General features: G+C 71.0%; 13 protein-coding genes and 1 pseudogene. 4 read left to right on the top strand and 10 right to left on the bottom strand.

Annotation, left to right across the window (positions count from 1 at the left end; translation table 11 throughout):
- Position 1: 1 nt before the first annotated feature.
- From ACZ7LU_RS03940 to ACZ7LU_RS03915, 6 genes are all read right to left on the bottom strand, one after another.
- Complete coding sequence (locus ACZ7LU_RS03940; protein ID WP_471915589.1) at positions 2-1,180, bottom strand: Gfo/Idh/MocA family protein; 1,179 nt, start codon at positions 1,178-1,180, stop codon at positions 2-4.
- The gene (locus ACZ7LU_RS03935) at positions 1,177-2,052 is read right to left on the bottom strand and encodes a carbohydrate ABC transporter permease (RefSeq protein WP_471915588.1); all 876 of its coding nucleotides are present in this window, start codon (positions 2,050-2,052) and stop codon (positions 1,177-1,179) included. Before ACZ7LU_RS03935 ends, ACZ7LU_RS03940 begins: the two co-directional genes overlap by 4 nt.
- Entirely contained in the window at positions 2,049-3,011 is a 963-nt protein-coding gene (locus tag ACZ7LU_RS03930) for a carbohydrate ABC transporter permease (RefSeq protein ID WP_468086473.1), read from the bottom strand. Before ACZ7LU_RS03930 ends, ACZ7LU_RS03935 begins: the two co-directional genes overlap by 4 nt.
- Before the next feature lie 81 nt (positions 3,012-3,092).
- Entirely contained in the window at positions 3,093-4,838 is a 1,746-nt protein-coding gene (araD, locus tag ACZ7LU_RS03925; protein ID WP_471916473.1) for an L-arabinonate dehydratase, read from the bottom strand.
- Positions 4,835-5,746: a dihydrodipicolinate synthase family protein gene (locus ACZ7LU_RS03920; protein WP_471916472.1), complete on the bottom strand. Its 912-nt coding sequence runs from the start codon at positions 5,744-5,746 to the stop codon at positions 4,835-4,837. Before ACZ7LU_RS03920 ends, araD begins: the two co-directional genes overlap by 4 nt.
- Positions 5,747-5,751: 5 nt before the next feature.
- Positions 5,752-6,399, bottom strand: coding sequence for a GntR family transcriptional regulator (locus ACZ7LU_RS03915; RefSeq protein ID WP_398299809.1), 648 nt, complete (start codon positions 6,397-6,399; stop codon positions 5,752-5,754).
- A 252-nt stretch (positions 6,400-6,651) separates the two neighbouring features.
- Between ACZ7LU_RS03915 and ACZ7LU_RS03910 the strand changes: the two are divergent.
- The 4 genes and pseudogenes from ACZ7LU_RS03910 to ACZ7LU_RS03895 all read left to right on the top strand — a co-directional run.
- Positions 6,652-6,997, top strand: a pseudogene (locus tag ACZ7LU_RS03910) (LacI family transcriptional regulator); the annotation flags it as partial.
- A 167-nt stretch (positions 6,998-7,164) separates the two neighbouring features.
- A complete protein-coding gene (locus ACZ7LU_RS03905; protein ID WP_471915587.1) occupies positions 7,165-7,581 on the top strand; it encodes a hypothetical protein in 417 nt (138 codons plus the stop codon).
- Positions 7,578-8,369 carry a hypothetical protein gene (locus ACZ7LU_RS03900; RefSeq protein WP_471915586.1) on the top strand — a complete coding sequence of 264 codons (792 nt, stop codon included), beginning with the start codon at positions 7,578-7,580 and terminating at the stop codon, positions 8,367-8,369. The genes ACZ7LU_RS03905 and ACZ7LU_RS03900 overlap by 4 nt, the downstream gene beginning before the upstream one ends.
- 9 nt (positions 8,370-8,378) lie before the next feature.
- Positions 8,379-9,251 carry a transporter substrate-binding domain-containing protein gene (locus ACZ7LU_RS03895; RefSeq protein ID WP_398299814.1) on the top strand — a complete coding sequence of 291 codons (873 nt, stop codon included), beginning with the start codon at positions 8,379-8,381 and terminating at the stop codon, positions 9,249-9,251.
- Between the two features lie 41 nt (positions 9,252-9,292).
- Here the strand turns inward: ACZ7LU_RS03895 and ACZ7LU_RS03890 are convergent, their stop codons facing one another.
- The 4 genes from ACZ7LU_RS03890 to ACZ7LU_RS03875 form a co-directional block, all read right to left on the bottom strand.
- A complete protein-coding gene (locus tag ACZ7LU_RS03890) occupies positions 9,293-12,022 on the bottom strand; it encodes an exo-rhamnogalacturonan lyase family protein (RefSeq protein WP_471915585.1) in 2,730 nt (909 codons plus the stop codon).
- 135 nt (positions 12,023-12,157) lie between these two features.
- Complete coding sequence (locus ACZ7LU_RS03885; protein ID WP_471915584.1) at positions 12,158-12,715, bottom strand: hypothetical protein; 558 nt, start codon at positions 12,713-12,715, stop codon at positions 12,158-12,160.
- Positions 12,712-13,575, bottom strand: a complete 864-nt coding sequence (locus tag ACZ7LU_RS03880) for a carbohydrate ABC transporter permease (protein WP_471915583.1) — start codon at positions 13,573-13,575, stop codon at positions 12,712-12,714. The genes ACZ7LU_RS03885 and ACZ7LU_RS03880 overlap by 4 nt, the downstream gene beginning before the upstream one ends.
- Complete coding sequence (locus ACZ7LU_RS03875; protein ID WP_471915582.1) at positions 13,572-14,585, bottom strand: carbohydrate ABC transporter permease; 1,014 nt, start codon at positions 14,583-14,585, stop codon at positions 13,572-13,574. The genes ACZ7LU_RS03880 and ACZ7LU_RS03875 overlap by 4 nt, the downstream gene beginning before the upstream one ends.
- Positions 14,586-14,590: the final 5 nt, after the last annotated feature.

The following is a 14,590-nucleotide window of genomic DNA, read 5'->3' as shown; positions in this document are numbered from 1 at the left end:
CTCACCTCGTTGTGAATGTCGTCGGAGCGGGCCGGGCCCAGTCGGTGCCGAGCTCGGAGTAGAGGCAGAGGGTGTCGGCGGCGACCGTGACGAGGCCGTCGATGCCGTGGACGATGCGGCGGTCCGCGCGCTCGCCCGGGGCCGTGCTCCAGGCCGACGCGGGCAGTTCGACCGGGTCGGGGGCGGTCCTGACGGCCTCGACGACGCGCATGAAGGCGCCCGTCGCGGCGGGCGGGACGAGGAGCCGGGCCCGGCCGGTGAGGTGTTCGACCAGGTTCTCCAGAAGGTCGGTCCTGTCGTACAGGGTGGCGTGCGTCGGGCCCGGCCCCGCGTCCTCACGGCGCACCTCCACGCGGTCCTGCCGGTACCAGAAGGTGATGCGTCCCCGGGTGCCGTGCACGACGACGTACGGTTCCTCGCTTGTCTCCGCGCACAGCGTCGCCGCCACGGTGATCCGGCCGCCGTCGGCGGTGTGGACGCGTACGCACGAGGTGTCGTCGGACTCGATGGCGTGGGCCCGGAACAGTTCGGTCTCCACCGAGGTGACGTCCTCCGCGGCGCCGGCGTCCGCCAGGGCGAGGGCGGTGGCGACGGCGTGCGCGAGGGGGTTCGTCAGGACGCCGTCGACGACGTCCACCCCGTCGAGGCGGCGGCGCCCCGCCCACGGCGCGCGGCGGAAGTACGCCTCGTCCCGCACCCAGGCCCCCGCCCCGCCGACCCCGATGACCTCACCGACCGCCCCTTCGGCGATCAGCCGGCGGATCGCGGGGATCGCGTGCGAACCGAGCGACTGGAAGCCGATCTGAACCGTGGTGTCCGCAGCGGCCGCGCCGTCGGCCATCCGCCGGAACTCCTCGTAGGAGGGGGCGGGCGGCTTCTCCAGGAGCAGGTGGACGCCGCGGGCCGCGGCGGCGAGAGCCAGGGTGGTGTGGGTGGGGATGGGGGTGCAGACGACGGCGACGGCGGCGCCGGTGGAGTCGAGCAGCCCGGCGAAGTCCTCGGACTGCTCCACCGCGCCGAACCCGGCGAGTTCCGTCCCGTCGAGCGGCCGCAGCTCGCAGACGCCGACGAGGCGTACGAGACCGGCGTGCTGGAGGCGGCGGATGTTCTCCAGGTGCCAGGCGCCGTGGCCGCGGGCGCCGGCCAGGACGACGGGCAGCGGAAGCCGAAGGTCCCTCATCCCTTCACCGCCCCGGCGCTGAACCCGGTGACCAGCCACTTCTGGATGAAGGCGAAGACGATGACCACGGGCACGGCGGCGACGACGCCGCCCGCGGCGAGCGCGCCCAGGTCGACGCTGTCGGCGCCCATGAGGGTGGCCAGGCCGACCGGGATCGTCTGCTTGCCCTGGTCGCTGAGGAACATCAGGGCGAACAGGAAGTGGTTCCAGCTGTGCACGAAGGCGAAGGACCCGACGGCGATGAGGCCGGGCCGCAGCATCGGCAGAACGATGGCGCAGAAGGCTCGGAAGCGCCCGCAGCCGTCGACCCAGGCGGCCTCTTCCAGGGAGTACGGCACGTTCTTGATGAAGCCGCTGATCAGGATCATGGAGAGCGGGAGCTGGAAGACGGTCTCCGCGATGATCACGCTGCCGAGCGAGTTGATCATCTGGAGCTCGGCGAAGATCTGGAAGAGCGGCACGAGCATCAGGGCGCCGGGGATGAACTGCGAGCACAGCAGCGCCAGCATGAAGCCACGCTTGATCCGGAAGTCGAAGCGGGCCAGGGCGTAGCCGCCGGCGAGGGCGACGAGCGTGGTCATCACCATGGAGGCCACGCCGACGAGCAGGCTGTTCTGGAAGAAGGTGGCGAAGCTGCGCTCGGTCCACACCTTGTCGAAGTGCTCGAAGGTGACGGGCCACGGCAGGAGGGAGGTGGAGCCGCTGGGCCGCAGGGCGAAGAGGAGGATCCAGTAGAAGGGGATGAGGGTGAAGAGGAGGTAGAGGCCGAGGGGGAGGTAGATCTGCCAGCGGGGCGCCTCGTCCCAGGCGCGCTTCCTGCCCCGCCGGGTGTCCTCGGCCGCGGTGGTGGTGGCGGTGATGGCTGCGGTCACTTGTCCTGCCCCCCGAACTTGCTGAGCCGCAGATAGAGCAGCGAGCAGAAGAGAAGAATCACGAAGGCGATGGCGGTCAGCGCGGAGGCGTAGCCGAAGTCGTGGGAGTCCACGGCGATGGACGCGATGCGCAGCGGGAGGGTCGTGGTCTCGCCCGCGGGGCCGCCGCCGGTGAGGGTGTAGAGCAGGTCGACGTTGTTGAACTCCCAGACCGCGCGGAGGAGCGTGGACAGGATGATCGCGTCCTTCAGGTGCGGCAGCGTGATGTGGAAGAACTGCCGGACGCGGCTCGCGCCGTCCACCTCGGCCGCCTCGTACAGGTCCTTCGAGACGGACTGGAGGTCGGCGAGGATGAGGATCGCGAAGAAGGGGACGCCGCGCCAGAGTTCGGCGACAACGACGGCGGGGAAGACGGTGCCGGTGTCGGAGAGCCAGGAGGTGCCGTAGGAGCCGATGCCGGCGTCCGCGAGGTAACGGGTGATCCCGGTCTGGGAGTTGAAGATCAGCAGCCAGATCGTGGAGGTGAGCACGCCGGAGACAGCCCACGGTGAGAAGACGAGGGCGCGGGCCATGGCACGGCCGACGAAGGTCTGGTTGACGAGCAGGGCGAGCGCGAGCCCGAGAAGCAGTTGCAGGACGACCTCGACGGCCACCCACTGGAAGCTGAAGCCGAGGGTGCGCCAGAAGTCCGGGTCGTCGGTGAACGCCGTCACGAAGTTCTCGAAGCCCGCGTAGCCGTTGCGCCACGGCTTGGTGGGGTTGTGGTGGCGCAGGCTGTAGTAGAAGACGCTGATCACCGGATAGGCGATGAAGCCGAGCATCAGCAGGGCGGCGGGGGCGATCAGCAGGTAGGGCAGGCGGCGCGGGGTCGTCCCGGTCCTGCGCCGCTTGTTGTGCGGGGGTGGTGGCGCCCCTGCGGTGCTGGGCGGTGGCTTCGCCACGGCTGCGGCGTGGGCCATGACACTTCTCCGATCGTGGAGGTACGGGTGAAGCGCTTCGCGTACGCTGTTCGAGATGCCGAACAGAAAAAAGGGGGACGGTCAACCCGCGTACGGGTCCGGCACCGCGCCCGGCCTGGCCAGGAACGCGAAGTCGCATCCCGTGTCGGCCTGGGTGATCTGCTCGTTGTAGAGCGCGCCGTAGCCGCGCTCGTAGCGCTCGGGCGGCGCGGTCCACTCGGCCCGCCGCTGCGCCAGTTCCTCTTCGCTCACCTCTAGTTGCAGACTGCGCGCCTCGACATCAAGGGTGATGAGGTCGCCTGTGCGCACCAGGGCGAGCGGTCCGCCGACGTGCGACTCGGGCGCGATGTGCAGGACGCACGTGCCGTACGAGGTGCCGCTCATCCGCGCGTCGGAGATCCGCACCATGTCGCGTACGCCCTGCTTCAGCAGGTGGTCCGGGATGGGCAGCATGCCGTACTCGGGCATGCCGGGGCCGCCCTTGGGGCCGGCGCCGCGCAGCACGAGCACATGCTCGGGGGTGATGCCGAGCGCCGGGTCGTGGATGGTGCGCTGCATCGTGCGGTAGTCGTCGAACACGACGGCCGGGCCGGTGTGCCGCAGCAGCCGCGGGTCGGCGGCGATGTGCTTGATGACGGCGCCGTCCGGGCAGAGGTTGCCGCGCAGGACGGCGACGCCGCCCTCCCGGGCGACGGGGTTGTCGCGCGGGCGGATCACGTCGTCGTTGTGGACGCGGGCGCCCACGAGCTGCTCGCGCAGGGTGTCGTGCGCGACGGTGGGGCGGTCCAGGTGCAGCAGGTCCGTGATCCGGGAGAGGAAACCGGGCAGCCCGCCCGCGAAGTGGAAGTCCTCCATCAGGTACTTCTCGCCGCCCGGCCTGACGTTGGCGAGGACGGGCACGGTACGGGCGATCCGGTCGAAGTCGTCGAGGGTGAGCCGCACCCCGGCGCGGCCGGCCAGCGCGATGAGGTGGATGACGGCGTTGGTGGAGCCGCCGAGCCCGAGGACGGTGGTGACGGCGTCCGCGAAGGCGTCCGGGGTCAGGACGTGCGACAGCCGCAGGTCGCGGCGGACGAGTTCGACGATCCGCAGCCCCGAGGCGGCCGCCATCCTGTCGTGCCCGGAGTCGACGGCGGGGATGGAGGAGGCGCCGGGCACGGTCACCCCGAGCGCCTCGGCCGCGGCGGTGAGCGTCGATGCGGTGCCCATCGTCATGCAGTGCCCCGGGGAACGGGCGAGGCCGCTCTCCAGTTCGGTCAGCTCGCAGTCGCCGACGAGTCCGGCGCGGTGGTCGTCCCAGTACTTCCACATGTCCGTGCCGGAGCCGAGGGTCTCGCCCCGCCAGTGCCCCGGCAGCATGGGCCCCGCGGGCACGAAGACGGTCGGCAGGTCGGCGCTGGCGGCGCCCATGAGCAGCGCGGGCGTCGTCTTGTCGCAGCCGCCGAGCAGCACGGCGCCGTCGACCGGATAGGAGCGGAGCAGCTCCTCGGTCTCCATGGCGAGGAGGTTCCGGTAGAGCATGGGGGTCGGCTTCTGGAAGGTCTCGCTGAGCGTGGCGACCGGGAACTCCAGGGGGAAGCCGCCCGCCTGCCACACGCCCCGCTTGACGGCCTGGGCGCGGTCGCGCAGGTGGGAGTGGCAGGGGTTGATGTCGGACCAGGTGTTGAGCACCGCGATGACGGGCTTGCCCAGGTGTTCCTCGGGGAGATATCCGAGCTGCCGGGTGCGCGCCCGGTGGCTGAAGGACCGCAGCCCGGCGGAGACACTGTCGCCGTACCACTGACTGCTGCGCAGCTCCCGGGGCGGCTGCCCGCCCGCGCCGGTCATATGGACCACCCCGCGACGATGGCGGCGACCTCGGCCCGCTCCGCCGCCGGCAGGAGGCTGCTCGGGGCGCGCACGTCCCGGCGGCAGAGGCCCAGCGCGGCGAGGGCCTCCTTGACGACGGTGACGTTGTTCGCGGAGCCGTGGGCGGCGCGCAGCTCCTCGAAGCGGCGGATCCGCTCCCACACCGCCATGGCGGCCGGATGGTCCCCGGATCGAAGCGCTTCGATCATGTGCAGCGAAAGGCTCGGGGCGACGTTCACGAGCCCGGAGGTGAAGCCGGTGGCGCCCGCCGAGAAGTACGAGGGGGCGTACGGCTCCGCGAGTCCGGCGACCCACACGAACCGTTCGAGCCCGGCGTCGCGCGCGAACCCGGCGAACCGGACCGCGTCCGGCACGGCGTACTTGACGCCGATCACGTTGGGGCAGGCGTCGGCGAGTTCCGCGAGGCGGGCGCCGGGCAGGGCGGCGTCGCGCAGATAGGGGACGACGCCGAGCCCTGGCACTGCTTCGGCGATCGCCCGGTGATAGTCGACCCAGCCGCCGTCGGAGACGTAGGGGTGCACGGGCTGATGCACCATCACCATGTGGGCGCCGGCCGCCTCGGCGTGCCGGGCGGCGGCCACCGCGGTGGGCACGTCGTGGCCGACCCCGACGAGGATCGCGGCCCGCCCCGCCGCCTCTTCGACGGTCGACTCGACGACGGCGCGGCGCTCGTCGGGAGCGAGGGCGTAGAACTCGCCCGTGTTGCCGTTCGGCGTGAGGGTCCGCACTCCGGCGTCGAGCTGCCGGCGCAGCAGCTTGCGGTGGGCGCCGTGGTCGATCGTGCCGTCCTCGGCGAAGGGCGTCACCGGGATCGCCACGACGTCGGCGAGCGCGGCACGCCGGTCCGCGAAGGTCCGCGGCGTCACGTGGGTCACTGGAGGTCCCCTTCCGAGGGAAAGGCGCGCTGCACGAACGACGCGATGTGGCGGTGCAGCGCCTCGGCGGCGCCGTCGGCGTCCCCGGCGAGGGCGAGCCGCAGGATCTCTTGATGCTCGGTGGCCTCGCGGGCCCACGAGGGGTCGGCCGCCCAGGCGACGGCCGAGACGAGGGCGGCCTGGTCCCGCACCTCGTCGAGGAGGCGGCCGAGGAGCGGGTTGCCGCAGGCGGAGTACAGCGTGCGGTGGAACTCCCGGTTGGCCAGGGAGCGTTCGGCCGCGTCCTCGGCGACGTCGGCCCGCGCCAGGGCCTCGCGGGCCGAGTCGAGCGCCGCGCCGCGCCGGACGGTGCGGCGCAGCGCCTCGGGTTCCAGGAGAAGCCGTACGTCGTACACCTCGCGCGCCATGGCCGCGTCCACGGTGCGTACGGCGGCGCCCTTGTACTGGCTCATCGCGACGAGCCCGGTGCCCGCCAGCGTCTTGAGGGCCTCGCGGACGGGCGTCTTGGAGACCCCGAACTCACCGGCGAGCTCCGTCTCGACCAGGGGCTGGCCCGGTCTCAACTCGCCGGTGAGGATGCGGTGTTTGATCGCTTCGAGCACGAACTGCGTGCGCGAGGGGATCGGGGTCGGCACGGACGTCATGGGCACCCTCAGATCTCACGTATCGCGTATCACGTCTCATATATGACGTACGAAGTACGACGCGTAGAAGCTAAGAGGGGGCCGGGTCTTCGTCAACGCTTCTGACAAAAGAAGCGCGGACGACCTTCCTGGCGGCGTCAGCGGTGTCCGAACCAGCGTGCTGCCGGGAGTAGTTGACGGTCGTAGCCGAACAGCGCCTGGTTCTCCCAGGCGTTGCCGGAGGACGGGTCGGCGGGGTCCCAGCCGCTGCCGCCGACCGCCGCCCGGCTGCGCGAGGCGGGTGTCCCCCTCGTGGCCTGCGGAAAGCCGCTCGGGCAGGCCTCCAAGGTGGCGTACGTACCGAGCGCCTCGCCGGACACCGCGAGGTCCTCGCGGAGGCGGGCATCGGGGCCGACGACCGGCTGATCGTCCCCGGCGACTACAGCCGCGCCGGCGGCGAGACGGGGAGCGACCGAACTCCTGGCCCGCGCCCCGGACATCCCGGCCCTGGGACCGGATCAGCACGGAGATGGTCCGCGTCCTGCTCGTCCGGATCGCGGGCGAGGACCCGGCGGCGGTGATCCTGCCGACGGAGCTGGTGCGACGGGGCTCCGCTTAGCCCCGGCCCCGGCCCCGGCCCCGGGGCTTGCGGCGGACCGGACGCCGCCGGCCGCCCCGCGCATACATCGCCGCCGAATGGGTATCTGACTCTCCCCCGAGGGGTGTCAGGCGCGCAGCGAAGCGCTCGCCCGCGACGGGGAACGTGCGGATGGGACGGGGGACCCAATGTCCGAGCTGCTTGCTGCCGCTGATCAGATCGTGCCCTATGTGGCCTCGGCCGGAGTCGCCGTGATCACGGCCGCTCAGGCCGACTTCGCACAGAACGTGCTCGACCGGGGGAAGAGGCTGGTGCGCGCCCTGTTGCAGCGCGAAGAAGGTGACGTGCCGCCCGGGAATCTGGAGCAGGACGCAGCGCTGCGGAGCCTCTCCCGGCCGGCCCTGGAAGAGCTCGCCGACGCGATCGACGCCTGGCTCTCCGCAGGGGACCTGAGCGCGGGCTCCCTTCGCCGGCACGTCGCGGCGGCGGCGACGGCACGAGGCGGTGAGCACAACTCGGGGACGGGCCATGGGAGGTACGCCATGGGCATCGGCAAGCTCGAGGGCGACCTGACCATCAACCACGGCTCGCCCGACGGCCCATGAGCCCCGGGCCGGGCAAGGCGGCACCGCGGCCGGCGGAGGACGCGGTGCCCGGGCGGTCGAACACCGCGCGGGCGGAGGGCCGTAACTGGGCCGTGGCCGTGGGCCAGGTCGTCGGCGACCTGATCGTCCATCTCGTGATCGGCGGCGAGGGCCAGTGGAAGAACTTCTGGAACTCCCTGCCCTTCTGCCTCTTCGTGGCGGCCGCCGCCACCGCGTGGCTGCGCGCCCCGGAGGGCCCGATCGGCCAGTTCGTGCCGGTCATCGTCCTCTTGGGCCTGTCGTTCATCGCCTCCTTCATGCGCCTCCTCGGACTCGATGTCCGCTGGCCCAAGCGCGACCGGGCACAGAAGCCGCCCGCGACCGCCCTGGCGTTGCGCGCCTGTGTCTTCGCGGTCTTCCTGGTCTGCGCCGTGGCCGGAGCGGTGCGGGCCGATCTCCTGCGCCGCGACGGCGAAGTGGACGTCACCGGGCAGGTGGAGATCCGGCCGACCGCCGAGAACTCCCGGCGCACGCTGAACCTGTCCGGCGTACCCCATCGAAGCAACCTTCGCCTGACCCTGAGGGCCGAGGACGCCCGGCCCGGTGATCAGAGCTGCACCCCGGAGACCCGGTTCACCCTCGTGCTGGTGGGCGGGGACACGCACCGGTTCGAACAGGTCCGGTCCATGGAGCCCGTGGACATTCCGCTGGGCGGTTCACGCACGGACATCATGCTGAACATCACCGTCCACGCGCCCAAGGGATGCAGCATGAACGTTTCGGCGGCCGAGGCCGTACTCCATGAATGAGGGGACATCATGAGTCCGCGAGAGTCGAAGGCGTGGAAGGCGCTGGTGGTGTCCGCCGCGGCGATGGTGGGTCTGGCGACGGTGAGCTGTTCCTCCGATGACGCGCCCCGCTCTTTCATGGGCAAGACCAGGCTCACGGTCGCCATGCACAACGACCTTCCGGGCGTCTCCTTCCTGGACGGCTACACCTGGTCGGGTTACGACCATCTCTTCGCGCAGAAGTTCAAGAACGAGTTCGGCGTCAAAGTGGCCCCCGCGGATGTCGCGACCAAGGACCGCGTCACTTCCCTCACCAGCGACAATGCCGACCTGGTCATCGCGGCGTTCTCGATCACCCCCGAGCGGATGAAGCAGATAGATTTCGCGGGCCCCTATCTGACCAACTACCAGGGATTCCTGGTGGGCAAGAAGGGGGCGGCCATCCGCTCGATGAACGACCTGCGCGGCAAGCGGGTCTGCGCCTGGTCCGGCACCACCAATATCGGCCCCCTTCAGGGCCTCGGATTCGAGGTCGTCGAGATGCCGAGCGCCAAGGCCTGCCTCAAGGCCCTCGTCAGCGGTGGAGTCGACGCCTTCTCCACCGACCAGCTGATCCTGTACGGCTTCGCGCACCAGCACGCCAAGGACCGTCTGAAGGTGATTCCCGACCTCACCGTGGGAGCCCCGCAGTATTACGGCGTCGGCATGCCCAAGGGACACCGTTCGGACTGCCGCCGCCTGCGCGATTTCATCAAGAAGTACGTCGAGAGCAACGACTGGATCCAGGACATCCAGGTCTCCCTGCCGGAGGTCCCCAAGACCGATCCGAACTGGGCCAGCCGACTCAAGCCCAGCATGGATTCCATCGAGGCCCGCTCATGCAGGGACAAGGCAAGCCCGTGACATGAGTCCCCGCCTCGGCAACCGCCTGGTCGGCCGGCCGGCTAGCCGGGCAGCTTGTCGCCGATGAGGGCGAGGTTCTGGATGGCGGCGAGGCCGAACAGGGCTGTCTCATTGGTGCTGACACGCGGGTGTTCGTGGCCCGGCTCCAGTGCGGCGGGGCCCTCGACCCTCGTCCGCTCCCACTTCATGGCGCGGGTGTAGCCGTCGCTGTCGTGGAACTTCTTCCAGGCGCGCGCGGCCAGCTCGTCGTCCCGCAGCTGCGCCGCCGCGTACGCGTCCTGGCGGGAGTGGCCCTGGAACAGCAGCAGGCTGCCGAAGTCCTTGCCGTACCGTTCCTTCTGTTCGGCCTTGGTCGCGTTGAAGTAGCGGCAGTAGTCGAGCCAGGCCGCCTTGAAGCCGGGCAGGTCGACGAGGTCGATCAGCTCGGCGCACATCTCGACGAGGCCGAACATCGCGGAGAGGTGCGAGACGTTCACCGCGGGCTCGGCCGCGACGGCGAACTCGCCCGTGTCCAGGTCGTAGAGGCCGCTGCCCTGCACGAAGCCGTTGGGCTGCGCGGCGATGGTCCGCATCGTGGAGCGCAGCCGCGCCTCCGCCTTCTCCGCCTTCGGGCCCCGGCGCTCCCACTCGGTGAGCCACGCGCCCGCGAGGCCGCTCCAGTCGGTGCCGAAGCCGATCGACAGGGCGTGCCGGTCCGGCTCGTACGGTTCGGTGCGGATCTTGCGGAGCGGGTCGAGGGCGAGGAACGTCTCGTCGGAGTCGACGAGGGCGTGCATCAGGTCGCCGACGCGTTCGTCGGCGGTGAGGAAGCAGTAGGGGCGGCGGTAGACGGCGGTCGAGATGCGCTGCTGCTTGGCGCTGTCCGCGAAGTGCTGCACGCCGTGCCGGGTGCCGAGCCCGGCCCACTCGCCGAGGTGGTAGGCGTCGACCTCGCCGGTGTGCCGGGTCATGGCCTCGGCGAAGCGGAAGATGTCCGCGCGGCCCGAGCGCAGGTAGGCGTACCAGAGCCAGAGGTCGGGCGAGAGCTCGGAGTTGTCCCAGGCGTATCCCCCGACGTCGTACCGCCACTGGTGCCGGTCCTCGTCGTAGGTGTGCATGATGTCGCCGTAGTCCCAGAAGCCGTACCAGCGGCGCTGCTCGGCCTGGTCCTTGTAGTACGTGAAGAGGAAGTCGAGGTGGTCCTCGATCTCGGCCTTCGCGGGCGTGGAGCGGTCGACGGGCGCGAAGAGCCCGCCGAAGACCTTGGCCCTGCTCAGGTGCTCCGGGGCGGCGACGAGCTGGGGCGGGGTGCGGACGGCGGCGGACTGGGCGACGAGCGCGGCGGCGGTCGGGGTCGCGGCGTTGGCCCAGAACAACAGTTCGCTGGTGCGGGCGATGCCGTAGGGCGTACCGAAGCCGGGTTCGTGATCCTCGTAGGTGATGTTGAGGCCTTCGAGCTGTTCCGGGTAGGTGTCCTGGCCCAGGCCGTCGTGGTAGAAGCGGAGGTCCATCGGGGGTGCTTCGGGGGACCAGAGCCAGAGCGTGACTTCGGCGGCGTCGCTCGCGGCTCCCCGGATGTCGAGCTGAGCGGGGTGCTTCTCCCAGAAGTCCCGCAGCCCGAAGGAGAATCCGCCGCTCACTCCGCCGACGTACCCGAAGCCACTTGCCCGCCCTCCGCCGCCCGCGGTGATCCAGCCCCGGCCCTTTTCGGTGCGCTTGCGGAGCGTGAAGCCGTCGGCTGAGAGTTGGGCGAGCGTGTAGTCGCCCCAGGTCGGTATGTACTGGAGTCTGCTGGTGACCCGCTGGTCCCAGGTGGCCGGGTCCGGCAGCTTCTCGCCCTTGACCTGCGCGGCGCGCACGGCGGCGCCCGGGTCGCGGCGCAGCCCGGTGATGCCCTTCACGGCCTCGGTGAGGAATCCCTTCCCCTCGCCCGCGATCCGGATGTGCCGGTCGTACGCCGCGTCGCGCATCGGCACGGTGAAACGCACGCCGAGCCCGCGGATGAAGTCCTTCTCCTGGTCGCCGTCGTAGGTGATGGTGTGCACCATGCGGAAGGATTCGGCGCCCGCGTAGAAGTAGAGGCGGACGCTGAAGGGCAGCCAACTGCGCCTGCCCCTGCGGTGCTTGCCGTCGACGCGGACGACCGCGCGCACCGGCCCGTCCTGTTCGACCCGCACGTCGGCGATCTCGCCGTCGAACCGCTCCCACTTCGCGCTGCCGGAGTCCCCGTCGTCGATATCGCCCTGCCGCAGCAGGACGAGACGCCCGTCGGTGGCGATCTTCCTGCCCCCGCGCGTCACCGACCGCACGAGCCGCTCGCCGTCCTTGCCGATCACCGCCGTGATGACGCCGGTGTCCACGGTGACCTCGCGGCCGGTCCGGGCGACGGTGAGCTTCTTCTCGTACGTCGCCGGGGTCCCGGCCGCGAGCGTGAACCGTTCGGCGTCGGCGCCCCCGGGGCCCACCGCGTGCGCCGTCCACTTCAGCGATCCGTCGGGCCAGTACGCGGTGGGCCAGCTCTGCACCGGTACGCCGGTGCCGTCGCCCGCGACGAGGGCGAACGTGGTGCCGGCGTCGTGCACACCCTTGGGCCAGGGCACCCCGAAGGTGGATCCGGGGGCGGCACCGAGCCCGCCGTCCTCCAGCCAGCGGATGTCGGCGGGGGCGTCGGCCGCCGGCGCCCCGGGCGCGTCGGCGCGGGCTTCACCACGTCCGAGCGCCCAGCTGAACTGCGCGGCCACGCCGGCCGTGGTGGCGGCCTTGAGCAGAGATCTACGGGTTACGGGCGGCATACGATCCCTCGACTTCCGTGCCGGTACCAATGCGCTGACAGGACATGGGCGCGCCTCCAGGGGCGCGGGACTCCGACATGTGCGGCTCCGCCGCGCGGCGCGACCAGCCACACGCGGCCCGCAGCCAGGAACAACTCAGCCGCGCCGCTCCACCGCCACCCCCGCAGCCGCGAGAACCCCCACCGCAGGAGCGGCGAGCGGCGCCACGAACCACCCGGACACCGCCACCACGGCGAGCCCGCAGACCAGCGCCAGCGACCCGGCGGGGTCACGGACCGTACGGCGCACCGCACCGGCCAGCAGCTCCCGCCAGGACGCCCCGGGCCGCCAGGCCACGGCACCCCGCACCCCCGCGACGACCAGAAGCACCATGGCCAGGACGCCCACCACCCCGACGGCCGTCCCGCCGGGCAGCGCCCCTGACCGCACCACCACGAGGTCCGCCCAGAGCAGGGCGAGCGCGGCCCACCCGGCGAGGCCCACCAGCCACCCCCGCCGGGCTGCGGCCCGCCAGTCGGCCACGAACTCCCGCCACCCGCCCCCCTCGTGGGCGAGGTGCCGCCGCAGGTGGGCGGCGCCCGCGGCCAGGGCGGCGGGCACCGTCACCAGCGGCAGCGCGGCGACCGCGATCCACACCCCGGTGAGCAGGCACTCGGCGAAGACCCCGAACCGTCTGCCGCGTGCGCCCGTCACTTCAGCCCCGACGTGGCCATGCCGTCGATCAGATACCGCTGGAAGGCCAGGAAGAAGGCGAGCACCGGCAGCAGCGCCACCAGCGACATCGCGATCATGCCGCCGTAGTTGGCGAGGCCCTCCTGGTCGACGAACATCTTCAGGCCGAGTGAGACCGTGTACTTGGCGGGGTCGTTGAGGTAGATCAGCGGGCCCATGAAGTCGTTCCACGCGTTGATGAACGTGAAGATCGCGCTGGTGATCAGCGCGGGCCGGCACAGCGGCAGCACGATCGACCAGTAGATCCGCAGATGGCCGCAGCCGTCGAGCCGCGCCGCCTCGTCGAGCTCACGCGGCAGACTCCGCATGAACTGCACCATCAGGAAGACGAAGAAGGCGTCGACGGCGAGGTACTTGCCGAGCAGCAGCGGCGTGTAGGTGTTGATCAGGCCGAGCTTCTGGAACAGCACGTACTGCGGGATGAGAAGCACGTGGTACGGCAGGAGCAGCGTGCCGATCATCAGCGCGAAGAGCAGGTTGCGGCCCGCGAACCTGATCCGGGCGAAGGCGTAGGCCGCGAGCGAGCAGGAGACCAGCACGCCCACCACCGAACCCCCGGCCAGAAAAAGGGAGTTGGTGAAGAAGGTGGTGATGGAGATGTCGGCGAGGCCGTCGGCGAGACCGGTGTAGTTGGAGACGACCGGGTCCGTCGGGAGCAGGTCCAGACTGCCGACGATCTTGTCATTGGGCTTGAAGGAGCCGCCGATCAGCCACACCACGGGGTAGAGGACCACGGCGAGCACGGCGAGCGCCCCGATGTGCCAGGCGAGGGAACCGGCACGGCCCTCACGGACTCCGGCCGTCACACGTGACGTACTCATCGGGCGCCCTCCTCATAGTGCACCCAGCGCTTCTGGGACCAGAACAGGACCGCCGTCACCAGGCCGACGGCGAGCAGCAGCATCCAGGCCATGGCCGAGGCGAAGCCCATCCGGCTGTTCTCGAAGCCCTGGACGTAGAGGTAGCAGGTGTAGACGAGCGAACCGTCCGCCGGGCCACAGGCGTTGCCGCCCGCGCCACCGCCGACGATGTACGCGGAGGCGAAGATCTGGAAGGAGTGGATGGTCTCCAGGAGGACGTTGAAGAAGAGCACCGGGGAAATCATCGGCAGGGTGATGTTCCAGAACCGGCGCCAGCTGCCCGCGCCGTCCATCGCCGCCGCCTCGTACAGTTCGCGCGGCACCTGTTTGAGGCCGGCCAGGAAGATGACCATCGGTGCGCCGAACTGCCAGACGGTGAGCGCCACCAGGCTGTAGATGATCCAGTCGGGGTCGCCGGTCCAGCCGCCGACGTCCACGCCGAACAGGGCACGCTGGGTGCGGTCGACGATCGCGTCGTCCGAGAAGATCGCCTTCCAGACGACGGCGACCGACACGCTGGCACCGATCAGCGAGGGGGCGTAGAACGCGGCCCGGTAGAAGCCCTGACCGCGCCGCTTCTGGCTGAGGAGCAGCGCCACACCGAGTGCGGCGGCCAGCTTCAGCGGGGTGCCGATGACCACGTACCAGAGCGTCACCTCGACCGACCTGCGCCAGCGCGGGTCGCCGAACATCTCGGTGAAGTTGTCCAGGCCGACCCATGTGGGCGCGTCGAAGAGGTTGTAGTCGGTGAACGCGAAGTAGAGCGAGGCGACCATCGGGCCCGCCGTGAGCAGCAGGAATCCAGCGATCCAGGGCGACATGAAGAGGTAGCCCGCGAGATTCTCGCCGCGTCGTCCGCGTCGGCCATGCCGGGGCGCCCCACCGAGCCGGCCGCCGGAGCCGGAGCCGCCCTGGGAGGCCGCCCCCTTCGCCCCGGACCGCGGTGCCGCCGCGGCGTCCACAGGGGTCATGGCGG

This window comes from Streptomyces sp. NPDC039462 (assembly GCF_055639375.1).
This window is presented reverse-complemented; position numbering and strand designations above follow the sequence as displayed.